22 protein-coding genes are annotated in these 22,013 nt (G+C 66.5%); 9 read left to right on the forward strand and 13 right to left on the reverse strand.

Annotated features, from left to right (window positions below; genetic code table 11):
• The first annotated feature begins 55 nt into the window (after positions 1–55).
• The gene (locus C4S70_RS00400) at positions 56–832 is read left to right on the forward strand and encodes an ion channel (protein WP_104006133.1); all 777 of its coding nucleotides are present in this window, start codon (positions 56–58) and stop codon (positions 830–832) included.
• Between the two features lie 13 nt (positions 833–845).
• On the opposite strand, the gene cobS is transcribed toward C4S70_RS00400, so the two are convergent.
• A complete protein-coding gene (gene cobS / locus C4S70_RS00405; protein WP_104006134.1) occupies positions 846–1,622 on the reverse strand; it encodes an adenosylcobinamide-GDP ribazoletransferase in 777 nt (258 codons plus the stop codon).
• Between the two features lie 80 nt (positions 1,623–1,702).
• On the opposite strand from cobS, the gene cobT reads away from it, so the two are divergent.
• Positions 1,703–2,719: a nicotinate-nucleotide--dimethylbenzimidazole phosphoribosyltransferase gene (cobT, locus tag C4S70_RS00410; protein WP_104006135.1), complete on the forward strand. Its 1,017-nt coding sequence runs from the start codon at positions 1,703–1,705 to the stop codon at positions 2,717–2,719.
• A 167-nt stretch (positions 2,720–2,886) separates the two neighbouring features.
• Here cobT and C4S70_RS00415 read toward each other — a convergent pair whose 3' ends face one another.
• From C4S70_RS00415 to C4S70_RS18595, 8 genes are all read right to left on the reverse strand, one after another.
• Positions 2,887–3,786 carry a DMT family transporter gene (locus C4S70_RS00415; protein ID WP_104006136.1) on the reverse strand — a complete coding sequence of 300 codons (900 nt, stop codon included), beginning with the start codon at positions 3,784–3,786 and terminating at the stop codon, positions 2,887–2,889.
• A gap of 28 nt (positions 3,787–3,814) precedes the next feature.
• Complete coding sequence (locus tag C4S70_RS00420) at positions 3,815–4,684, reverse strand: DMT family transporter (RefSeq protein ID WP_104006137.1); 870 nt, start codon at positions 4,682–4,684, stop codon at positions 3,815–3,817.
• Positions 4,681–4,959, reverse strand: coding sequence for a putative quinol monooxygenase (locus C4S70_RS00425; protein WP_380218751.1), 279 nt, complete (start codon positions 4,957–4,959; stop codon positions 4,681–4,683). The genes C4S70_RS00420 and C4S70_RS00425 overlap by 4 nt, the downstream gene beginning before the upstream one ends.
• Positions 4,956–5,333 (reverse strand): hypothetical protein, encoded by a 378-nt coding sequence (locus C4S70_RS00430; protein WP_146064159.1) that lies wholly within the window; start codon positions 5,331–5,333, stop codon positions 4,956–4,958. Before C4S70_RS00430 ends, C4S70_RS00425 begins: the two co-directional genes overlap by 4 nt.
• A complete protein-coding gene (gene guaA, locus C4S70_RS00435) occupies positions 5,324–6,886 on the reverse strand; it encodes a glutamine-hydrolyzing GMP synthase (protein WP_104006140.1) in 1,563 nt (520 codons plus the stop codon). Before guaA ends, C4S70_RS00430 begins: the two co-directional genes overlap by 10 nt.
• Positions 6,887–7,018: 132 nt before the next feature.
• Positions 7,019–7,576, reverse strand: a complete 558-nt coding sequence (locus tag C4S70_RS19290) for an OmpP1/FadL family transporter (RefSeq protein ID WP_380218752.1) — start codon at positions 7,574–7,576, stop codon at positions 7,019–7,021.
• Positions 7,573–8,115: an OmpP1/FadL family transporter gene (locus tag C4S70_RS19295; RefSeq protein WP_104006142.1), complete on the reverse strand. Its 543-nt coding sequence runs from the start codon at positions 8,113–8,115 to the stop codon at positions 7,573–7,575. The genes C4S70_RS19290 and C4S70_RS19295 overlap by 4 nt, the downstream gene beginning before the upstream one ends.
• A complete protein-coding gene (locus C4S70_RS18595; protein ID WP_104006143.1) occupies positions 8,112–8,291 on the reverse strand; it encodes a hypothetical protein in 180 nt (59 codons plus the stop codon). The genes C4S70_RS19295 and C4S70_RS18595 overlap by 4 nt, the downstream gene beginning before the upstream one ends.
• A gap of 359 nt (positions 8,292–8,650) precedes the next feature.
• Here C4S70_RS18595 and C4S70_RS00455 point away from each other — a divergent pair, with 359 nt between their 5' ends.
• Positions 8,651–10,195 (forward strand): trimethylamine methyltransferase family protein, encoded by a 1,545-nt coding sequence (locus C4S70_RS00455; protein ID WP_104006144.1) that lies wholly within the window; start codon positions 8,651–8,653, stop codon positions 10,193–10,195.
• Positions 10,196–10,199: 4 nt separating this feature from the next.
• Here C4S70_RS00455 and C4S70_RS00460 read toward each other — a convergent pair whose 3' ends face one another.
• Complete coding sequence (locus C4S70_RS00460; RefSeq protein WP_104006145.1) at positions 10,200–10,499, reverse strand: DUF6477 family protein; 300 nt, start codon at positions 10,497–10,499, stop codon at positions 10,200–10,202.
• 226 nt (positions 10,500–10,725) lie between these two features.
• Here C4S70_RS00460 and C4S70_RS00465 point away from each other — a divergent pair, with 226 nt between their 5' ends.
• On the forward strand, positions 10,726–11,799 hold the full coding sequence (locus C4S70_RS00465) for a DUF6456 domain-containing protein (protein ID WP_104006146.1): 1,074 nt from the start codon (positions 10,726–10,728) through the stop codon (positions 11,797–11,799).
• Positions 11,800–11,867: 68 nt separating this feature from the next.
• Here C4S70_RS00465 and C4S70_RS00470 read toward each other — a convergent pair whose 3' ends face one another.
• Together C4S70_RS00470 and katG are read right to left on the reverse strand one after the other, a co-directional pair.
• Complete coding sequence (locus C4S70_RS00470) at positions 11,868–12,416, reverse strand: peroxiredoxin (protein ID WP_104006147.1); 549 nt, start codon at positions 12,414–12,416, stop codon at positions 11,868–11,870.
• Between the two features lie 169 nt (positions 12,417–12,585).
• Positions 12,586–14,769: a catalase/peroxidase HPI gene (gene katG, locus C4S70_RS00475; protein ID WP_104006638.1), complete on the reverse strand. Its 2,184-nt coding sequence runs from the start codon at positions 14,767–14,769 to the stop codon at positions 12,586–12,588.
• 99 nt (positions 14,770–14,868) lie between these two features.
• Here katG and C4S70_RS00480 point away from each other — a divergent pair, with 99 nt between their 5' ends.
• Positions 14,869–15,798: a hydrogen peroxide-inducible genes activator gene (locus tag C4S70_RS00480; protein WP_104006148.1), complete on the forward strand. Its 930-nt coding sequence runs from the start codon at positions 14,869–14,871 to the stop codon at positions 15,796–15,798.
• 71 nt (positions 15,799–15,869) lie between these two features.
• Positions 15,870–16,832 (forward strand): lipoyl synthase, encoded by a 963-nt coding sequence (gene lipA / locus C4S70_RS00485; RefSeq protein ID WP_104006149.1) that lies wholly within the window; start codon positions 15,870–15,872, stop codon positions 16,830–16,832.
• A 31-nt stretch (positions 16,833–16,863) separates the two neighbouring features.
• Here the strand turns inward: lipA and C4S70_RS00490 are convergent, their stop codons facing one another.
• Positions 16,864–17,304: an Lrp/AsnC family transcriptional regulator gene (locus tag C4S70_RS00490; protein ID WP_104006150.1), complete on the reverse strand. Its 441-nt coding sequence runs from the start codon at positions 17,302–17,304 to the stop codon at positions 16,864–16,866.
• Between the two features lie 111 nt (positions 17,305–17,415).
• On the opposite strand from C4S70_RS00490, the gene C4S70_RS00495 reads away from it, so the two are divergent.
• From C4S70_RS00495 to C4S70_RS00505, 3 genes are read left to right on the forward strand one after another with little or no spacing between them, the layout of a single operon-like run.
• Positions 17,416–18,558, forward strand: a complete 1,143-nt coding sequence (locus C4S70_RS00495; protein ID WP_104006639.1) for a type III PLP-dependent enzyme — start codon at positions 17,416–17,418, stop codon at positions 18,556–18,558.
• A 52-nt stretch (positions 18,559–18,610) separates the two neighbouring features.
• Entirely contained in the window at positions 18,611–20,908 is a 2,298-nt protein-coding gene (locus C4S70_RS00500; protein ID WP_104006151.1) for a xanthine dehydrogenase family protein molybdopterin-binding subunit, read from the forward strand.
• On the forward strand, positions 20,886–21,983 hold the full coding sequence (locus C4S70_RS00505) for a DUF2235 domain-containing protein (RefSeq protein ID WP_104006152.1): 1,098 nt from the start codon (positions 20,886–20,888) through the stop codon (positions 21,981–21,983). The genes C4S70_RS00500 and C4S70_RS00505 overlap by 23 nt, the downstream gene beginning before the upstream one ends.
• Positions 21,984–22,013: the final 30 nt, after the last annotated feature.

The following is a 22,013-nucleotide window of genomic DNA, read 5'->3' on the forward strand; positions in this document are numbered from 1 at the left end:
GAAACCCTTGAAAAAACCTGTCTAACTGTCTCTGCTGCAACGGGGAACGGCAGGCATGGCCCGGACGCTCAGGGAAACGGTCAACGAACTCTATAACGGACACGAGAAACGCTCCGTCCGGTTCCGCTATGCGCTGATCCTGTTCGACAGCTTCACCATCCTGTTCTTCATCGCGGCGACGCCGTTTCGCAGCAGCGACTTCTACCATGTCGCCGGCTATGCCATCGCGGTGCTGATCATCCTGGATTTCGCGGCGCGGTTCTGGATTGCGCCCGACCGGCGCGAAATGCTGCTGAAGGTCTATACGCTGGCCGACATCATCGTGGTGATCGTTCTGTTTCTCGACCCGTTCCTGTCGCACAACTATGCCTTCCTACGGGTGCTGCGCGGCTTGCGGCTGATCCATTCCTATCAGCTGCTGGGGGATCTGCGCCGCGACAGCCTGTTCTTTCGCAAGCACGAAGACGCGGTGATCGCTGCGATCAACCTGTTCGTTTTCATTTTCCTCACGGCTTCGGCGGCTTACGCGATGTTCTTCGACGACAGGCCGGGGGTCGAAGCTTATGTCGATGCGCTCTACTTTACGGTTGCCACGCTGACCACGACGGGGTTCGGAGACATCACGCTGTCATCCACCGGGGGCAAGCTGTTTTCGGTTTTCGTGATGGTGGTGGGCGTGTCGCTTTTCGTGCAACTGGCACGGGCGCTGTTTACCCCGTCCAAGGTGCGCTATACCTGTCCGGTCTGCGGACTGAACCGGCACGACATCGACGCCGTGCATTGCAAGCATTGCGGCGCGACGCTGCATATCGAGACGCCGGGCGTGGATTGATCGCGAACGGAGCCTAGGTCAACGCCGCCTGCAATCCCAGCAGCAGGACGATTTCGGCCACCTGCTGCGCGGCGCCAAGGATGTCGCCGGTCTGCCCGCCGATGCGGGTCCGGGCGAGATGGGCGACGATCAGCACCGCCAGAAGCGCCCCGAGCGCGGGCAGGACCACGGCCGGGCCCGCGGCCACCAGCCCGACTGCGCCGCCGAGGGCCAGGGCCGCAAGGCTGACATCGCGGCCCGGCCTGCCGACCGATCGGGACAGGCCGCCCGCGCGGGCCGGGGGCAGGGCGGTCATGAGCAGCGGCAGCGGCGCGCGGGACAGGGCGGCGGCGGCCAGCAACGGCGCCCACATGAACCCCGCGCCGATCAGGCCGCTCAGCGCCACCCAGCGCAGGCCAAGCCCCAGGACCAGCGCAAGCACGCCGTAGCTGCCGGTGCGGCTGTCCTTCATGATCTCCAGCCGGCGTTCGGGGTCGTGTCCGCCCCACAGGCCATCGGCGGTGTCGGCCAGACCGTCTTCGTGCATCGCGCCGGTGAGCGCAATCTGCCCGGCCAGAACCAGCCCGGCCACGGCCGCCGGGGCAAGCCCCAGCCCGAGCGCGAGCAGACCGACCGCGCCGGCGACCAGGCCGACGGCCATACCCGCCAGCGGAAAGGCCCAGGCGGCGCGGGCCTGGCGTCGGAAGGCGGTATCCGGCAGGCGCGGCAGGGGCAGGCGGGTCAGAAGCACCAGCGCCACGCCGATATCGCCCGGCAGGTCGGGCAGCGGACCCGTGTCGTTTTTGCGCATGGCTTTGCCCCTTGCGGACTTGTGCAGTCTGGCCAGAGGGTTAAACACCGAAACACGACACAGATGCAACGGGGCCATCCATGCTTGCCGACCCTCAATCCCTCGAAGATTTCCGCCAACTTCTGAAAGCGGCACCCGGTCCGGACGGTGTGGCGCTGCAGGGCGCGCGGGACCGCAACGGTCAACTGACCAAGCCGCCGGGGGCGTTGGGGCGGCTGGAGGATCTGGCGATCTGGTACGCCGGGTGGCGCGGGGATCCGCGTCCCCGGATCGAGGCGCCCCAGGTGATCGTGTTCGCGGGCAATCACGGCGTGACGGCGCAGGGCGTTTCGGCCTTTCCGGCCGAGGTCACGGTGCAAATGGTGGCGAATTTCAAGGCGGGCGGCGCGGCGATCAACCAGCTGGCGCGCGTGGCCGGTGCGCGGATGGACGTGCATGCGCTGGAGCTCGACCGGCCCGTGGCGGATTTCACGCAAGGGCCTGCGATGAGCGAAGCGGAAGCCCTGGGCGCGATCAGGGTCGGCTGGCAAGCCGTTGATCCGAAGGCGGATCTGCTGGTCGTGGGGGAGATGGGAATCGGCAACACCACCTCGGCGGCGGCGATCGCGCATGCGCTGTATGGTGGAGAGGCGTCCGATTGGGTCGGGCGCGGGACCGGGGTCGATGATGCGGGGCTTGTCAACAAGACCCGCGTGGTGGCCGAGGGCGTGGCGCGGCATGCGCGGGATGGTGTTGACGGGATCGGGATTCTGGCGCGTCTTGGCGGGCGCGAGATCGCGGCCATGGCCGGGGCGATCGCGGCGGCGCGGATGCTGCGGATTCCGGTGATCCTGGACGGGTTCATCTGCACTGCGGCCGCGGCCTGTCTGGAGGCGACGCATGCCGGCGCGTTGGATCACACCGTGGCGGGGCATCTGAGTGCGGAAGGCGCGCATGTACGGCTGCTGGAGAAACTGGGCAAGGCGCCGCTGTTGTCGCTGGGGTTGCGTCTGGGCGAGGGGTCGGGCGCGGCACTGGCGATCAATGTCGTGAAGGCGGCGACCGCATGTCACAGCGGAATGGCGACCTTTGCCGAGGCCGGCGTGGCGGACGGGTAGGGTCGGGTTTCGGATTGGCCGCGCCAATCCGACCGGGGCGAGGGGGCGCTGCCCCCTCGCGCTCCCCCGGAGTATTTCAGGCAAGATGAAGAAATTGCGCGTCTGGCCGTTTGGCTTCCGCCTTCGGGTCGTCCGACGGACATTGGCGTCTGACCGGTTCGTGGCTGTCACCGCCGGGGCCACAGCGTGCCGTTGAGGATCAACAGGCCGGCTGCCAGGATACCCAAACCGGCAAAGGCGTTCGGAGCGAGGGATTCGTCTCGGCCCCATGCGCCCAGGATGATCGCCACGGGCGGGATCAGCAGGGTAACCAGCATAAGGTTGCCCGAACCCGCCATCGCCAGAACGCGGTAGTAGAGCAGGTAGGCGCCCGCCGTCGCGGCCAGCGAGAGATAGGCGAGGGCGCCCCAGGTGGTGGGCTGCAGGTCGAAGGTGAGCGGTCCGTCGATCAGCAGTGCAGTTGGCAGCAGCATCAGGGTGGACGCCGTCAGCATTCCGGCCGCGGCGACCTGCGGCGGCAGGTGGCCCATCCGCTTGCGGGCCCAGGCGCCGGCAAGCGCGTAGGAGAATGTGGCGCCGAGGATCGCGAGTTGAGCCGTGCTGCGGATATCGAAACGGGCGAACTGATCCAGCCCGATGGCCGTTGCGACTCCGGTGAACCCCAACCCCACGCCCACGATCTTGCGCAACGTGAGCCGTTCGTCGGGGAAGGCCGCGGCTGCGACGATCACGCCGAAGATCGCGGTCGTTCCGTTGAGGATTGCGGTCAGGCCGGATTCGATGTGCAACTGGCCCCAGGACAACAGGCCGAAGGGCACCACGTTGTTGAGCAGTCCCATGACCAGAAACGCCCTCCAGGTTCCCGGGTCGCGCGGCAGGGGCAGGCGCATCAGCCAGACCACGCCCCACAGGGCGAGCATCGCCCAGAGCGTGCGGTGCAGAACGGTCGTCACGACGGGCAGTTCGTCCAGCGCCGCTCGGACGGACAGGAACGAACCGCCCCAGATGAGTGCAAGCAGCAAAAGTTCGGTCCAGGCGCGGGGGGATATGGATTTCTGATCGGTCATGGCTGCGGCATAGCGCGCGCCGCGGCGGTCAGGCGACCCGAAACTTGCGGGTTTCAGCCAGGATGTTGAGATAATTCCCGCCGAAGATCACCGCCGCACCGACCAGCACCCAGATGTCCAGCGGCTCGCCATAGAGGATCATGCCGATCACGGCGATGGTGGGCAGACGGACGAAGTCGATCGGAACGACGACGGTGGCGGGCGCGATGGCCAGCGCATTGGCGATGCAGAAATGCGCCAGCAGCCCCGCCAAGCCCACGAGCGCCAGGTAGGGAAGGCTGTGCAAGGTGGGCCGCGCGATGTCAAAGTCCCACCCCGCGCACAGCAGGCCGAGAAGGAACTGCATCAAGGTCAGCCAGAACATGATGCCGCCTATGCCTGAAACGCGGGTGAGCTTCTTGGTGGAAATCGTTGTCAATGCGAAGAAAATCGCAGACGTGGCGGCAGCGATCACGCCGATGTTGACCTCGGATGCGCCGGGGCGGGCGACGATCAGGATACCGGCAAAGCCGATCAGCGCCGACACCACCCGCACCGGAGTCAGCCGCTCGCCCAGCAACAGCGGCGACAGCAGGATCACCCACAGCGGCTGCGTGAATTCCAGCGCAAAGACCTGCGCCAGCGGGATCACGGTGACGGCAAGGAACCACAGGTTCTGACCGGCGAAATGCACCGTGTTGCGCGCCCCGTGCAGCCAGAGTTTGCGGGTCGAGACCTGCGCCCAGTTGCCGGTGAGCGCGAGCACCGCGCAGACCACCAGAAAGCCCACGACACTGCGATACATCATGATTTCGAACGTGTCGTGCACGGCCGAGAGTTCCCGCCCGGCGACCGCCATCGAGGAGAAGGAGGCAATCGCCCCGGTCATCCACAGCGCCGCCTTGAGCGTCGGGTTCATCCGGGCAACTCCGTGATTTCGTAGACGCGCGGAATGCCCGCCGTGATCCGGCCCCAATCCGACGCGCGCGTCCGGTTCTGATGCGCGTCGAAATCGGCGCGGGTGGCGAATGTTTCTCTCACGTTGAGCCTTCCGTCAACCTCCGTGTCGGGCGTGACGTCAAAGCTCAGGCAGCCCGGTTCGGCGCGGGTCAGGCGGATATGGTCGAGCAGGGCGGCGATGACGGCGGCCCGCCGGTCGGGCGGCACGTCGATATGACCGGTCAGAAGGATCACCGCGCCGGCTGGCAACAGCCGGCGAGCAGCACCGCGCGGTTGCCGATCTGGGTCAGAAGGCTTCCGCGCATGGGCCAGGTTTCGCCGCCGGCCGTGCATTCCGCCGTATCGAGCAGGATGATCGCGGTGTCATGATCGTCCTCCGGCCCCGCCAGCAGCGCGGCGGCGCGGGGGAAGTCGCGGCCCTCGGCGCGGGTGGCCACATCGACCGTCATCGCCATGTCGCGGCCGTCGAAGGCCAGGCGGGCCTTTTCCCCGCCAAGGCTCAGCGTCCAGTCGGGCAGGGCGCCCTGGCACCGGAAATGGCCCGCGTCCCCCGCCCACGCCGGCAGTGCCGTCACCAACAGCGTCAATACGGCGCGGATCACTCCCACTCGATCGTTCCCGGCGGTTTGGAGGTGACGTCATAGGTGACGCGGTTGATGCCCTGAACCTCGTTGATGATGCGGGTGGCGGTTTCGCTCAGGAATTCGTGGGTGAACGGGTAATAGTCCGCCGTCATTCCATCGACCGAGGTCACCGCCCGCAGCGCGCAGGCGTAATCATAGGTGCGCCCGTCGCCCATCACGCCCACCGTGCGCACCGGCAGGATTGCGACGAAAGCCTGCCAGATTTCGTCGTAAAGCCCGTGCTTGCGGATCTGGTCGATATAGACCGCATCCGCCTTGCGCAGGATTTCCAGCTTTTCGCGGGTGATCTCGCCGGGGCAGCGGATGGCGAGGCCCGGTCCGGGGAAGGGGTGGCGGCCGATGAAGCTGGCCGGAAGGCCCAGCTCGTGACCCAGCGCGCGGACCTCGTCCTTGAACAGCTCACGCAGGGGTTCGACCAGTTTCAGCCCCATCTTTTCGGGCAGGCCGCCCACGTTGTGATGGCTCTTGATGGTCACTGACGGGCCGCCCGAGAAGGACACGCTTTCGATCACGTCCGGGTAGAGCGTGCCCTGGGCCAGAAACTCGGCGCCCTCGATTTCATTGGCGTATTTCTGGAACACGTCGATGAACAGCTTGCCGATGGTCTTGCGCTTGACCTCGGGGTCGCTGACGCCTTCGAGCGCGGTCAGGAACAGCTCGGATTCGTCGGCATGGATCAGCGGGATGTTGTAGTGGTCGCGAAACATGGCCACCACTTCCTCGGCCTCGTTCTGCCGCAGCAGGCCGTGATCGACGAAGACGCAGGTCAGCTGGTCGCCGATCGCCTCGTGGATCAGCACGGCGGCGACCGAACTGTCCACCCCGCCCGAGAGGCCGCAAATTACCCGCTTGTCGCCCACCTGTTCGCGGATCTTGCGGATGGCTTCCTCCTTGTAGGCGCCCATGGTCCAGTCGCCGGTGAAGCCTGCCAGCCGCACGAAGTTCTCCAGCAGAGTCTTGCCGTTCGGGGTGTGGTGCACCTCGGGGTGGAACTGCACGGCGTAGAAGTTGCGCGACAGGTCGGCGGTGATCGCATAGGGCGCATTGGGCGAGGTGCCGTAGACCTTGAACCCCGGCGCGAGCTGCGAGACGTGGTCGCCGTGGCTCATCCAGACCTGTTCGCGGCCGTCCAGGAACCAGCCATAGAGCAGTTCGATCCGCTCGTCGGTGGGGGTGACATAGGCGCGGCCGAATTCGGCGGTGCCGTGGCCGCGTTCCACCTTGCCGCCCAGATCCTGCATCATCACCTGCTGGCCATAGCAGATGCCAAGGATCGGCACGCCCAGATCATAGACCGATCGCGGGGGGCGAGGGGAGCCGGGATCGATCACCGAGGCCGGCCCGCCCGAGAAGATCACCGCCTTGGGCGCAAAGTCGCGCAGAAAAGCGTCGGTGACATTCTGGTAGGGATGGATTTCGCAATAGACGTTGAGTTCGCGCAGGCGGCGGGCGATCAGCTGCGTCACCTGGCTGCCGAAGTCGATGATGAGAAGGCGGTCGTGAGAAGCTTGTGTCATGGGCGCGGAATAGGGCCAACGGCACGGTCGCGCAAGGGCTCATGCCGGGGCATGGCGCGCGATCGGCGGTGCCGCGCAAGGAAAAGACGCGGCCACTGGGCGCAGGTCGCGTCTCGGTCCGGAGGCCGAATGTCACCACTTGTAGGACAGGCCCACCGACAGTTCGTTCTGATACATCCGCAGCGAAACCGGCTGGCCGAAGCCGGGCGTCAGGTTGCTGCCGCTGACTTTGTGCTCGAAGATATGGGTATAGGCGCCGGTCAGTTCCATGTTGTCGCGGATCTTGTAGCTGGCGCCGATGGAGACATGCCATTTCGGCGTGGCCGGGGCGAGCACATTGAACAGAACCTCGTTGGTGCTCTTCAGAAAGTCCGTGGCATAGGAGACGCCGCCGCGCAGCGTCAGCTTTTCGTTGGCCCGATAGATCGCGGCCACCCGGACCGCGTCAATGTCGGTCCAGCCAAAGCCGGGACCATTGTTCGCCCCCAGCGGCGCGCCGCCCAGAAGGGCCCCGCTGTTGGCAATGGACTTCACGTCGCCGTAAAAGATGCGCTGATATTCCGCCGTCAGCGTCAGAGCGCGATTGGTCGCGGGGGTGAAGGCCGCGCCCAGTGTCGCCGTGGCCGGGATGTCGAATCCGCCCTGTTCGGCGTAAAGCCCCGCGTATTTGTCGAACTTGCCCATGTTCATCTTGGTCCGATAGGACGCCCCGATGGCCCATCCTCGGTTGGGCGCCAGAGCATACCCTCGCTGACGCCCCAGCCGTTCGACCAGTCATGGCCTCGGTTGGTGACATTGGCGGGATCGGACGACATGCCCGCAAAGGCCTCCAGCCCTTCGGCCTTGAACCGCTGCACGGCAAAGATCGGGGCGATGCCGACCGAAAAACTGTCGCTCAGGTCATGGGCATAGCTGGCGGCGATGAAGAGCTGTTCGAGGTTCACGCCCAGCGGTGTCGAGCCCGCGCCAAGGCCGGCGAAGGGATTGGCGGAATATTCCGTATTCATGCCGCCATTGCCATAAAGCAATATGCCGAACGAACTGCGGTCGTTCAGCATCCAGTTGGCGCCCGCGCAGGGAACCAGGAACAGGTCATTCCTGCTCTTGTAGGTTCCGGCCGTCAAGGGCCCGCCCGCGCCGATGGTAAAGCCCCGGTCTGGTGCAAAGAATGTCAGGCAGGCATCGGCGCGGTTGCCGACCGTGGTACCCATGGCCGGGTTCTGGGTCATTCCATCGTGCCGTTGTCCACGGCGACGCCGGCGCCGGCCATCGCCTTGGATTCGTTGCCGTAACCGTTGGTGAAATAGCCATTCGTGGCATGCGCCGGCGTGCCCGCCATGAACGCCGCCTGTGCAACCGCCAGAATCCCGGCGGCCGCGACCCCCTTGATCGGGTTCCCTGTCATCCGTGTCTCCTCCCGCGAACCGAATGCCTTTCCTTTCCGAAGGTCGGTTCGCCCGTGTTTGCGCTCCCTGTTTTGCCCAGCGACGCAAGATTGTTTCGTGCATCCTCGCCATATGGTCATTATTGAATACATGAACGGATGCATATTGTCGCCAATATACAGAGATATGCGAATTTGATGTGGTTGCGAGTCATCTTTTGCGCCTGCCGACCGTTTGGTTCGTGGGCCGATGTCATCCGCGAATGGCGCGTCGGTCATGTCGCTTTTCCCCCTCAATGGCCGGTTTGCGATAATGGTCGCGCGGCGGCATGGCGTATGTATCCGGCCAACGCGAACCCATCCGAAAGGGGATCAGAACAATGTCGGAAGCAAGGACACGGCGCCGGACGCGCGGCGGTGGCGGGGCGGCCCGGCGGGCCGAGCGCTCGGCGGTTCGGATCGAGACGGCCAAATACATCGAACGCAACATCCCGAATTTCGAGATCCTGAACGAAGAGGCGCTCGAGATCATCGAGGCGAACGCCGAAACCGTTCTGGCCGAGATCGGCGTGAACTTCGTCAACAACCCAGCCGCACTGGAGCGCTGGCGCGAGGCCGGAGCCGAGATCGAGGGCGAGCGTGTGCGCATCCCGCGCGGGCTGGCGCGCAAGCTGTGCGAAACCGCGCCCGCCTCCTTTACCCAGCACGCCCGCAACCCCGAGCGCAACGTGGTGATCGGCGGGCGCAACCTGGTGCTGGCCCCGGTCTATGGCCCCCCCTTCGTGCGCGATCTGGAAGGCGGACGGCGCTATGCCACGATGGAGGATTTCCGCAACTTCGTGAAGCTCGGCTACATGTCGAAATGGCTGCACCATTCGGGCGGCACGGTGTGCGAACCGACTGACGTGCCGGTGAACAAGCGTCACCTCGACATGCTGCACGCGCATATGACGCTGAGCGACAAGCCCTTCATGGGATCGGTCACCGAACCCAGCCGGGCGCAGGATTCGGTCGAGATGTGCGAGATTCTGTTCGGCAAGGAGTTCGTGCAGCAGAACACGGTGATGACCTCGCTGACCAACATCAACTCGCCGCTGACCTTCGACGACGTGATGATGGGGGCGCTGGAGGTTTACGCGAAGAACAACCAGGCCTGCATCGTTTCGCCCTTCATCGTCGGCGGCGCGATGGCGCCGGTGTCGGTTGCGGGCACGCTGACGCAGGTGCTGGCCGAGGTGCTGGCCGGCGTGGCCTATTCCCAGCTGATCCGCCCCGGCGCTCCGGTGATCTTCGGCGCCTTTGTCACCTCGATCGACATGAACAGTGGCGCGCCGACCTTTGGCACGCCAGAGGCCAGCCAGATCCTTTATGGCGCGGGGCAGCTGGCGCGGCGGCTGGGCCTGCCGTTCCGGTCGGGCGGGGGCCTGTGCGGCTCCAAGCTGCCCGATGCACAGGCGGCCTACGAGACCGCCAACACGCTGAACGCGGCGCTGCTGGGGGGCGTGAATTTCATCCTGCACGCCTGCGGCTGGCTCGAAGGCGGGCTGGTGAGCTCCTACGAGAAATTCGTGATGGACGCCGACCAGCTGGGCGTGCTGCACAAGCTCGCGCAGGGCGTGACCGTCGATGAAGATGCCCAGGCGATGGGCGCGATTGCCGAGGTCGGCCCCGGCGGCCATTATCTGGGGTGCGCGCACACCCAGGCCAATTTCAAATCGGCCTTCTGGCGGTCGGATCTGCTGGACTACAAGCCCTTCGAGACCTGGTCCGAAGAAGGCGCGCGCGACACCCAGGCGCTGGCGGCCGAGCGGGTCAAGCACCTGCTGGCCACCTACGAACAGCCGGCGCTGGATCCGGCCATCGCCGAGGCGCTGGACGACTACGTCGCGCGCAAGAAGGCGTCGATGGAAGACGCCTTCGTCTGACGATTCACGACATTCGCGGGGCGCGGCTGGCCTGGAACAGCTGCGCCTCGCCCATCAGCGCGATCAGGATGTCCAGGTGGCGGGTGAGCGAATAGCCCGCGTCGCCGCTTCGGCGCTGCTGATCCAGTTCATGTTCCATCTCCATCAGCCGCATCACCGCCGCCGCAGGGCGGGGTAGCGTGCCATAGCCCAGCAGCCGTTGCAGATCGCGGTCGCGGCGATAGTCCTGCGCGCCGATGCGCGCGGTGCGCACCAGCATCCGCGGACGGCGCAGTGAAGTAAGCATGGACGTCAGATCGAGCATGGCGAATCCCCCTCGTTGCGGTCTGTTGCAATCACATTGCACAACCTAAGCGGGTGTTGCCTGAGTCGATCATCAGCGTTCGCAGGTGTATGAATTGTTTATCTTTTCGTGACAATTCTCCGATTTTGCCCGGATTTTAACCAACCGGAAACCAATACAACCTTTGGTAGAGTTGCTTCGGGGGATTGGCCTTTTCCACGGCCTGTGTGATCACGAGGAGAGAAACATGCTGAACGACTGGCCTGCCTGGGTGCCAGAAGACGCGCGCCGGTATATTGCCCATACCGAAGGCGGTCAGGGCATTCGGGATCTGGCGCGTGAATGCGGCTGCCACGCATCCACGATTTCGCGACAGGTGCGCCGGATCGAAGCCCGCCGGGATGATCCCTTGATCGACGCGGCGCTGTCGCGTCTGGGGGCCGAGGCAAGGGCCCGGCGCGAGGCAGGCGGCGGTGCCGGGCTGGGCGACGTGCATGGCCGGCAGGCGGCCTTCGAGGCCGAGGCAATCCGCATCCTGCGGCGGTTGTGTGAAACGGGGGCCGTGCTTGCGGTGGCCGATGGCGTCGAAAAGGCGGTGGTGGCGCGCGATTCGGGCGCGGGCACGATCACCCGGACGGCGGTTGTCGAGATGGAAATGGCCCAGGCGCTGGCCCTGAACGAATGGATATCCTGCGCAAATCCGGGCCGGGTCAGCCGCTATCGCGTCACCGCCGCGGGGCGGGCGGCGCTGGGCCGGATGTTGGCGCGGGCCGAGAACCGCGCCAGCTCTGCGGCCGAGCCCGGCTTTGCCGAGGCGCAGGCGGCCATCCCGGGCCAACCGGGCGCGGCGACCGCGCAAGGGGGCCGGACGCGCCGGTCGCGTTACGGGCTGGGGGAAAACCCGCTGGTCCTGCTGGCCCGCCGCCGGGACCGGGACGGCAAACCGTTTCTGTCCGAAGAGCTCGTCGCGGCGGGCGAGCGTCTGCGCGAGGATTTCGAGCTGGCGCAGATGGGCGCGCGGGTCACGCAGGACTGGGACCGCTTTTTGACCGCCGGCGTGCAGGGCGGGCTTCGCGCGGGGCAGGGCGGCGGCAGAGGGGCCGAGGCGGCGCGCGAACGGGTGGCGCGCGCGCTGACGGAACTGGGGCCGGGACTCAGCGACGTGGCGCTGCGGTGCTGTTGCTATCTCGAGGGGCTGGAAGAGGCCGAACGGCGCATGGGCTGGTCGGCGCGGTCGGCCAAGATCGTTCTGCGCATCGCGCTGCAGCGGCTGAAGCGTCACTATGACGGCGAATCCGATACCGACCGGATGATCGGCTAGGCCCGGCGGCAGGCAGCAAAAAGGGCCCGCGTCGCGCGGGCCCCGTCATCACGCATGGCGTCCGGATCTCAGGAAGCGGTTTCGACGGAAACCGACTCGAGATACTTCAGGACGTTTTCGGGCGAGGATTCGCCATAGGGATCTTCGCCGTGGTTGTCCTCGCGGCCGGGTTCCTCGAACCAGGCTTCGATCACGCCGTCGTTGACGATGGCGGCGTAACGCCACGACCGGTAGCCGAAGCCGAGGTTGTCCTTGGCCACCAGCATGCCCATCAGGCGGGTGAAGGTGCCCGACCCGTCGGGGATCACCTTGACGTTTTCCAGCTTCTGGTCGCGCGCCCAGGCGTTCATGACGAAGCTGTCGTTCACCGACATGCAATAGATTTCGTCGATGCCCAGTTCCTTGAAACGGGCATGGTTCTTTTCATAGCCGGGCAGCTGGTAGGTCGAGCAGGTCGGCGTGAATGCGCCGGGCAGCGAGAACAGCACGACGCGCTTGCCGGCGAAATAGTCCGCCGTGGTCATGTCCTGCCAGCGATAGGGGTTGGGGCCGCCCACGCTTTCATCGCGCACGCGGGTCTTGAAGGTCACGTCGGGAACGCGCACACCAGCCTTCATGATATCTACCTCGTTTCCTTGGGTCATTTCCGGAATCGGATGGCGCCCGATCCCGCTCGCCGTGGCTGTTTAGAATGATTCCAAACGCGCTGCAACGCGAAAATGAGGGACGTGAAAAAGGGCCGCAGCGCGCGCGGCGCCGCGGCCCCCGGTTGCCCGGTTGTGGGCGTCAGTTCAGGTCAAACCGGTCGGCGTTCATTACCTTGTTCCAAGCGGCGACGAAGTCGTGGACGAACTTTTCGCGATTGTCGTCCTGAGCATAGACCTCGGCCAGGGCCCGCAGCTGCGAGTTGGAGCCGAACACCAGATCGGCCCGCGTCGCGGTCCATTTCTCGGCCCCCGACGCCCGGTCGCGGCCGGAAAAGGTGCCATCGCCATTGTCGGACCACTCGGTGCCCATGTCGGTGAGGTTGACGAAGAAATCGTTGGTCAGCTGCCCGACCCGGTCGGTGAACACGCCATGCGCCGAGCCGCCGTGATTGGCCCCCAGCGCCCGCATGCCGCCCACCAACGCGGTCATCTCGGGCGCGGTCAGTCCCAGAAGCTGCGCCTTGTCCACCAGCAGTTCTTCGGTCGACATTGCGTATTCCCTGGGCTGCCAGTTGCGGAACCCGTCGGCCAGCGGTCGCAAGTGGTTGATGCTGTCCACATCCGTCATCTCCTGCGTCGCATCGCCCCGGCCAAGTGTGCAATCGACCGTAACCTCATGCCCGGCATCCCGCGCGGCCTTCTCGATCGCCGCGGCGCCGCCGATCACGATCGTGTCGGCGATCGACACCGGCTTGCCGAATGCCGCGCGCACCTCTTCCAGAACGCCGAGGATGCGCTCCAGCTCTTCGGGTTCGTTCACTTCCCAGCTGCGCATCGGCTCCAGCCTGATCCGCGCGCCATTCGCGCCCCCGCGCATGTCCGAGCCGCGGAAGGTCGAGGCCGAGGCCCAGGCGGTCTTGACCAGATCCTGCACCGACAGGCCCGAGTCCAGGATTCGCGCCTTGAGATCGGCCACGTCCGCATCGGTCAGATCGGTTTCCGAGGCCGGGATCGGATCCTGCCAGATCAGGTCTTCGTCCGGCACTTCGGGGCCCAGGTAGCGGGATTTCGGTCCCATGTCGCGGTGGGTCAGCTTGAACCAGGCCCGTGCGAAGGCTTCGGCGAACTGATCGGGGTTTTCATGGAACCGCTTCGCGATCTTGCGATATTCCGGGTCGATCCGCAGCGTCATGTCCGCCGTGGTCATCATGGTCGTCACCTTGCGCGACGGATCATGCGCGGCAGGCGCCATGTCGTCCTCGGCGGGCGCGACGGGTTCCCATTGCCAGGCGCCGGCGGGGCTCTTGGTCAGGTTCCATTCATAGCCGAACAGCAGGTCGAAATAGCCCATGTCCCACTGCGTCGGGTTCGCGGTCCAGGGGCCCTCGATCCCGCTGGTGGTGGTGTCGTCGCCCTTGCCGGTGCCATGGGCGTTCTTCCAGCCCAGTCCCATCTGCTCCATCGGCGCGGCCTCGGGTTCGGGGCCCACAAGTGCAGGGTCGCCCGCGCCATGCGCCTTGCCGAAGGTATGCCCACCCGCGACCAGCGCCACGGTTTCTTCGTCATTCATCGCCATCCGGGCAAAGGTTTCGCGCACGTCCTTCGCCGCGGCCAGGATGTCGGGCTGGCCGTCGGGGCCTTCGGGATTGACGTAGATCAGCCCCATCTGCACCGCCGCCAGCGGGTTTTCCAGCTCGCGATTGCCGTGATAGCGGCTGTTTTCGGCGTCGGAGGTGGCCAGCCATTCCGATTCCATGCCCCAATAGGTGTCTTCCTCGGGCTCCCAAACGTCGGCGCGCCCGCCGGCAAAGCCGAAGGTCGGCCCGCCCATCGATTCGATCGCCACATTGCCGGCCAGGATCATCAGGTCGGCCCAGCTGATCCGGTTGCCGTATTTCTTCTTGATCGGCCACAGCAGGCGGCGGGCCTTGTCCAGGTTGCCGTTGTCCGGCCAGCTGTTGAGCGGGGCGAATCGCTGCTGCCCGGTGCCGCCGCCGCCGCGCCCGTCCGACACGCGATAGGTGCCCGCGCTGTGCCAGGCCATGCGGATGAACAGCCCGCCGTAATGGCCGTAATCGGCCGGCCACCAGTCCTGGCTGTCGGTCATCAGCGCCCGCAGATCGGCCTTGAGCGCGTCATAGTCGAGCTTGGCGAATTCTTCGGCATAGTTGAAATCCCGCCCCATCGGATCGGATTTCTCCGAGTTCTGGTGCAGGATCTTCAGGTTCAGCTGGTTCGGCCACCAGTCGAGGTTGTTGCGGACGCGCCGCGCGGCGGTGTGAACGACCGGGCATTGCCCGGCAGCGGGGGTGGTGCCATCCATCTTTGCTTCTCCCATTGGTGCGCTTTCCTGCCCACAGCATGACCGAGATGGACGATAAATGGAAATTGTAAATTCCCGTGATTGTGATAAGAAAAACTTATGACAATGACGATCCGCCAACTGTCCTATTTCGTGGCGCTGGCCGAGGCGCGCTCGTTCGGGCTGGCCGCCCGGCGGGTGCATGTCACCCAGCCCGCACTGTCCCAGCAGATCAAGGAACTGGAGGCCAATCTCGGTGTTTCGCTGGTCGAGCGGCTCCCGCGCGACATAAGGCTGACCCGCGCGGGGCAGGTGCTGCTGGAACGCGCGCGGGCGATTCTGGGCGATCTCAGCGATGCCGAACAGGCGGTCCGTTTGCAACGCGGGCTGACCGGGCGGGTGTCGTTGGGCGTTATCCCGACCATCGCGCCCTATCTTCTGCCGCTGGCACTGACGCGCCTCAAAACGCGCGACGTGACGCTGGACATCCGCGTGCGCGAAGCCCAGACCGCGCGGCTGGTGGAAGATCTGGGCGACGGCCGGCTGGATGCCATCGTCATCGCCTTGCCCGTGCCGCGCTCCGGGATGGTGGCCGAGCCGCTGTTCACGGACCGCTTTCTGCTGGCCGGCTCCGAATCCCGTCTGGCGATGGTGCGCGCCGCGCGGTCGCCCGCGCAGGTGCCGCTGGACCAGCTTCTGCTGCTCGACGAAGGCCACTGCCTGGCCGACCAGGCGCTCGAGGCCGTCTGCGGCCTGGCCAACCGTCCGATGCGGGTCGATCTGGGCGCCTCCTCGCTGTCCACGCTGTGCGGGCTGGTGGCCGAGGGCTTCGGCCTGACCTTCCTGCCCGAGATCGCCGTCAGGACCGAAACCGCCGCCGCGCCCGCGCTGCGCCTGCGGCGCTTTTCCGACCCGGAACCCTCGCGCACGGTGGCGCTCGTCCGCCGCGCTTCCAGCCAGGATGACGGCTGGATGCGAGAGCTGGCGGAGATCCTGCGCGACGCGGCGGGCGAGCTTCTGGCCCATGCGGCAGATGCAGGCCGGGATTGAGCGCACATGATTGGACAGGCGGGCGCATTTTCGTTAGGTGAGGCACGAACCACCGACGGAGTCGACCGCCCATGCGTCCGCGCGATCTGAAGATCCCCGAACAGCGTCACCCCGAAAAGGCGCACCGGCCAGACAACGCCCAGCCGAAAAAGCCCGACTGGATCCGCGTCCGCGCGCCGGGCGGCAAGGCTTACGCCGAAACCCATCGCATCATGCGCGACAACGGGCTGGTCACCGTCTGCGAAGAGGCCGGCTGTCCCAATGTCGGCGAATGCTGGTCGCAGCGCCACGCCACCATGATGATCATGGGCGAGATCTGCACCCGCGGCTGCACATTCTGCAACATCGCCACCGGCAAGCCCGACGCGCTCGATGCGTTCGAACCCGGCCGGGTGGCGCAGGCCGTGGAAAAGCTGGGGCTGAAACATGTCGTCATCACCAGCGTGGACCGCGACGACCTCGAAGACGGCGGCGCGGAGCACTTCGCCCAGACGATCCGCGCGGTGCGCCACCGTTCGCCCGGCACCACGATCGAGATCCTGACGCCCGACTTTCTGAAATGCGCGCCGTCGGCGCTGGAAACCGTGGTGGCGGCGAAACCGGACGTGTTCAACCACAATCTAGAAACCGTCCCCGGCCTCTATCCCGAGGTGCGCCCCGGCGCGCGCTATTTCCACTCGCTGCGGCTGTTGCAGCGGGTCAAGGAACTGGACCCGTCGATCTTTACCAAATCGGGCATCATGGTGGGCCTGGGCGAAACCCGCCAGCAGGTGCTTCAGGTGATGGACGACATGCGCGCGGCGGATGTGGATTTCCTGACCATCGGCCAGTATCTGCAACCCACGCCCAAGCATCACGCCGTGGATCGTTTCGTCACGCCCGAGGAATTCGCGGCCTATGAAAAGGCGGCCTATGGCAAGGGCTTTCTGATGGTGTCCGCCACGCCGCTGACCCGGTCGTCCTACCATGCCGGCGACGACTTTGCCCGCCTGCGCCAGGCGCGCATGGAACGGCTCGCCGGCGCGTCGGCGTGATCCGCCCGTCCGCCCGGTTCCGCGCGGCGGCCTAGCGCTGTCCAGTGCGGTCGAGCTTGGTCGCCAGATGGATGAGGCTTTCGGAGGAGCGCACGCCGCGGGCCTCGCCGATGCGGTCCAGCGTGTCGTCCAGTTCCGTGGTGGTTCCGGCCGATACCTGCACCAGCAGGTCGAACCGGCCCGAGGTCGTGTGCACCACCTCGACACCGGGCAGGGATTTCAGCCGCGCCAGCACCGCCGGGCCGGATCGGGGTTCGATCGAAACCAGAACCGTCGCCTGAAGTGGTGCGCGCAGCCGCGTGCCTTCGCGCAGGGTGTAGCCCGCGATCACGCCCCCCTGTTCCAGCCGGTCGATCCGGGCCTGAACCGTGGTGCGGGCCAGCCCCAGCCTGCGGGCAAGCTCGGCTACTGGGGCGCGGGCGTTTTCGCGGAGCAGCCCCAGCAGCTGGCGGTCTGTGGCATCGATCTGCATGAGTGAATCGGCATTCTGACGAAATTTGACTCTGATTTAGCCGAACTGGTGCGCGAAATCGACACCTGGAATGCCGATCATGGGGCAACACGCGAACAGACGAGGTTTCCGATGCAGTATCCCGCCGGTCCCTTTGCCGATCCCGCAGCCTATCTGACGCGCCTGCGCCCCGATCATCCGGTGCTGCTGTTTGCGCCCCATGTGCTGGAGGCGACGGCGCGGCGGTTCATCCGGGGCTTTCCGGGCCGGGTCACCTATGCGGTCAAGGCCAATGACCGCCCCGAAGTGCTGGAGAACCTGATCGCGGCGGGGATCACCGCCTTTGACGTGGCCTCGCCGGCCGAGATGCGGTCGGTGCGCGCGGCGAACCCGGCTGCGACGCTGCATTACAACAACCCGGTCCGGATGCTCTCGGAGATCGAGACCGGCATCGCGCTGGGCGTGGCCAGCTGGTCGGTGGACGAGGCGGGCGAGCTGGAGAAACTCGCCGCCGTGCCGCGCAGCTGCGAGGTGGCGGTGCGCTTTGCTCTGCCGGTGGAGGGCGCGGCCTACCATTTCGGCGACAAGTTCGGGGCGGACCCGGAGACGGCTGCCGCGCTCCTGCGCAAGGTGGCGATGGAGGGCTGGACCCCGGCACTGACGTTCCATCCCGGCACGCAGTGCGAGAACCCGCAAGCCTGGGTCGCCTGTATCGAAGAGGCCGCCCGGATCGCCGCCCGCGCCGGAGTGCGCATCGCACGGCTGAACGTGGGCGGAGGCTTTGCCGCCGATCGGCACGGGGTGCCGCAGAAGCTGGAAGAGGTGTTCGACGCGATCGCCCGCGCCACGGCCCGCGCCTTTGGCGGGGACGCGCCGCAGCTGGTGTGCGAGCCGGGCCGCGCCATGGTGGCCGAGGCTTTCACGCTGGCCGCCCGGATCAAGGCGGTGCGCGACGGCGGGCGTGTGGTGTTCCTCAATGACGGGATCTATGGCGGGCTGGTGGACCTGCGCGACATGGGGCTGACGGGTCGGGTGCGGGTTCTGTCGCCTGACGGCGCGCCCCGACGCGGCCGGCCGGTGCCGCGCGTCGTGTTCGGACCGACCTGCGACAGCCTCGACCGTCTGCCGGACGGGCTGCCGCTGCCCGAGGACGCGCAGCCCGGCGACCATGTCCTGTTCGACGGGATGGGGGCCTATTCGGTGGCCATGTCCACCCGGTTCAACGGCTACGGGCTGCGTGACGTAGCGACGGTTCTGCGCCTCACTGGACATTGACCGCCCGCGCGTTACCCTGAGACGCTGAACAGGTTAACGGGGGAGGCGCGCGATGGAGAAGTTCGGGAAAAGCCAGCCGGTCAAGCGGGTCGAGGATCTCCGGTTCCTGACCGGGCGGGGCCGTTTCGTGGACGACATCGCGCCGCGCGGGGCGCTGTGCGCGTATTTCCTGCGCAGTCCCGTGGCGCACGGGGTTATCACCGCGCTGGACGTGGACACGGCTCGCGCCGCCCCCGGCGTGCATCTGGTGCTGACGCTGGCGGAACTCGAGGCCGCGGGCATCGACGTCGCCATGACGGCGGTCACCCAGCAGAACCGGGACGGCACCCCCGGTGCCGCGCCGGAGCGACCGATGCTGGCGCGGGATCGCGTGCGGTTCGTCGGCGAGGCCATCGCCGCCATCATCGCCGAGACCCCCGAACAGGCCCGCGATGCGGCCGAACTGGTGGCGCTGGAGATCGACGATCTGCCGGTCAAGCTGGACCTTGCCCCTGGAGGGCCGGCCATTCACCCCGAGGCCCCGGACAACCGCGCCTTTGACTGGGGCCTGGGCGACGAAGCGGCCACGCAGGCCGCCTTTGACGCGGCGGAGCGGGTGGTGAGCCTTGACGTGGTGGACAACCGCGTGATGGTCAGCGCGCTGGAGCCGCGCGGCTGTTTCGCCGAATGGGACGGGCAGCGGCTGCACCTGTGCTATGGCGGGCAGGGGGTCTGGGGCGTCAAGGCGCAACTGGCCGAGAAATTCGGCCTGGAGCCGGAACAGGTGCGCGTGACCACGCCGGACGTGGGCGGCGGGTTCGGGATGAAGGCCTTTGCCTACCCGGAATATTTCGTCGTCGCGCATGCCGCCCGCGCGCTGGGCCGACCGGTGCGCTGGATCGCGGACCGGTCGGAATCGATGCTGGCTGACAATGGCGCGCGCGATCTGGTGACGCGGGCCGAGCTGGCCTTTGACGGCGACAACCGGATCACCGCCTATCGCGTGCACACGCGCTGCAACCTGGGCGCCTACAACTCGCAATTCGGGCAGATGATCCAGACCATGCTGTTTTCCCGCGTGCTGACCGGGGTCTACGACATTCGCACCGTATGGATGCGGGTCGAGGGGATCTATACCAACACCACGCAGGTGGACGCCTATCGCGGCGCCGGAAGACCGGAGGCGATCTATGTGCTGGAACGCGTCATGGACCGGGCCGCGCGCGAACTGGGCGTGGATCCGCTGGAGCTGCGGCGGCGCAATTTCATACCCGCCGATGCCTTTCCCTATCAGTCCGCGACGGGTGAAACCTATGACGTGGGCGATTTCAACCGTGTGCTGGACCGCGCGGTGGAACGGGCCGACCTGGCGGGGTTCCCCGCCCGGCGGGCGGCGGACGCGGCGCGGGGCCTGCTGCGGGGGCTGGGCGCCAGTTACTATATCGAAAGCATCCTGGGCGATCCTTCCGAAGGCGCAAAGGTCGAGTTCTGCGAGGATGGCAGCGTTAATCTCTATGTCGGCACGCAGTCGAACGGGCAAGGGCATGAAACGGTTTATGCCCGGTTCCTGTCCGACCAGACCGGCATCCCCGCCGACCGCATCCGCGTGGTGCAGGGCGACAGCGACCGCATCGCGCAGGGCGGCGGCACCGGGGGGTCGCGTTCGGTCACCACGCAAAGCAACGCGACGCTGGCCACGGTTGGCAAGATGGTCGAGGCCTTCGTGCCCTACCTGGCCGAGAAGATGGGCGTCGAACCCGAGGCCGTGACCTTTGACGACGAAACCTTCCGCGCGCCGGGGTCGAACGTGACGCCGACCTTTCTGGAGGCGGCCGAGATGGCCCGCGCCGACGGCCGGGCCGATCTGCTGGTGCACGAGGCGCGCGCGACGCTGCCTGGGCGCAGCTATCCCAACGGCGCCCATCTGGCCGAGGTGGTGGTGGATCCCGAAACCGGCACGGTGCGAGTGGACCGCTACACCGTGGCGGACGATTTCGGCAACCTCATCAACCCGATGCTGGCCGAGGGCCAAGTGCATGGCGGCGTGGTGCAGGGGGTCGGCCAGGCGCTCTGCGAACGGGTCGTGTTCGATGCGGACGGGCAACTCCTGACCGGTTCCTTCATGGACTATGCCTTGCCCCGGGCCGGTGACGTGCCCATGATTGGATTCACCCCCGTTCCCGTGCCGTCCACGGCCAACCCGATGGGGATGAAAGGCTGTGGCGAGGCCGGAACGGTCGGGGCACTGGCCGCGGTGGCCAACGCCGTTCAGGATGCGCTCTGGCCGCGCGGGGTGCGGCAGGTGGACATGCCGTTCACGCCGCAAAGGGTATGGGACTTGTTGAAGGATGCCACTGCGACGGCTGCATAGGAAACTTCTGGGATGGCTTGGACGACCGCTGAGCGCGGAACATTCGCCCGAGACCCGTCACAGGCGGCCGCAAACCCATGTAATCATTCTGGATGGCACCATGTCCACGCTGACGCCCGGCTATGAATCCAATGCCGGGATCCTGTTCCGGTTGTGCCGCGAGATGGGTGCGAAAGTGTCGGTCTATTACGAGGCCGGCGTGCAGTGGGACGGCCTGGGCGGCACGCTGGACGTGATCATGGGGCGTGGCATAAACCGTCAGATCCGCCGCGCCTACGGCTATCTCGCCTCCCGCTACAAGCCCGGCGACCGGATCTTTCTGTTCGGCTATTCGCGCGGTGCCTATGCGGTGCGCTCGCTGGCCGGGGTGATCAACGAACTCGGGCTGCTGCGCCCCGAGCACGCAACAGAACGCAATATTCTCGCGCTTTATCGCCATTACGAGAACGATCCGGCCAGCCCCTCGGCGCGCGTATTTTCCCGTGCCCATTGCCACGAGGACGTGCCGATCGAGATGATCGGGGTCTGGGACACGGTCAAGGCGCTGGGGCTGCGGCTGCCCATAGTCTGGCGCTGGGCCGAGGAAAAGCACGCCTTTCACAATCACCGCCTTGGGCGTCACATTCGCAACGGCTATCACGCGCTGGCGCTGGACGAGACGCGCGAGGTGTTCGATCCGATCCTGTGGGAATGTCCGCCCGACTGGCAGGGCCGGGTCGAGCAGGTCTGGTTCCGCGGCGCGCATGGCGATGTGGGCGGCATGCTGGACGGGTTCGAGGCCGCGCGCCCCCTGGCCAACATTCCGCTGGTGTGGATGCTGGAGCGGGCCGAAGCGCACGACCTGCCGCTGCCCGGCAATTGGCGGGCGCGGTTCTACACCGACCCCGACGCGCCGTCGGTCGGGACCTGGCGCGGCTGGGGCAAGATCTTTCTGCTGCGCAAGCGGCGCGTGGTCGGTCGCGACCGGTCGGAGCGATTCCACGAAACCGTGCCGGTCAACACGCGCCGGCGCTACCAAAAGGAGCGCGCTGGCGCGCGCACGCCTTCTGCCACTTCGTGGACGGCATCGCGCTGACGCGCGATGGGTGTGGACACCAACGGGAGG

Source organism: Jhaorihella thermophila (genome assembly GCF_900108275.1).
Taxonomy (GTDB): domain Bacteria; phylum Pseudomonadota; class Alphaproteobacteria; order Rhodobacterales; family Rhodobacteraceae; genus Jhaorihella; species Jhaorihella thermophila.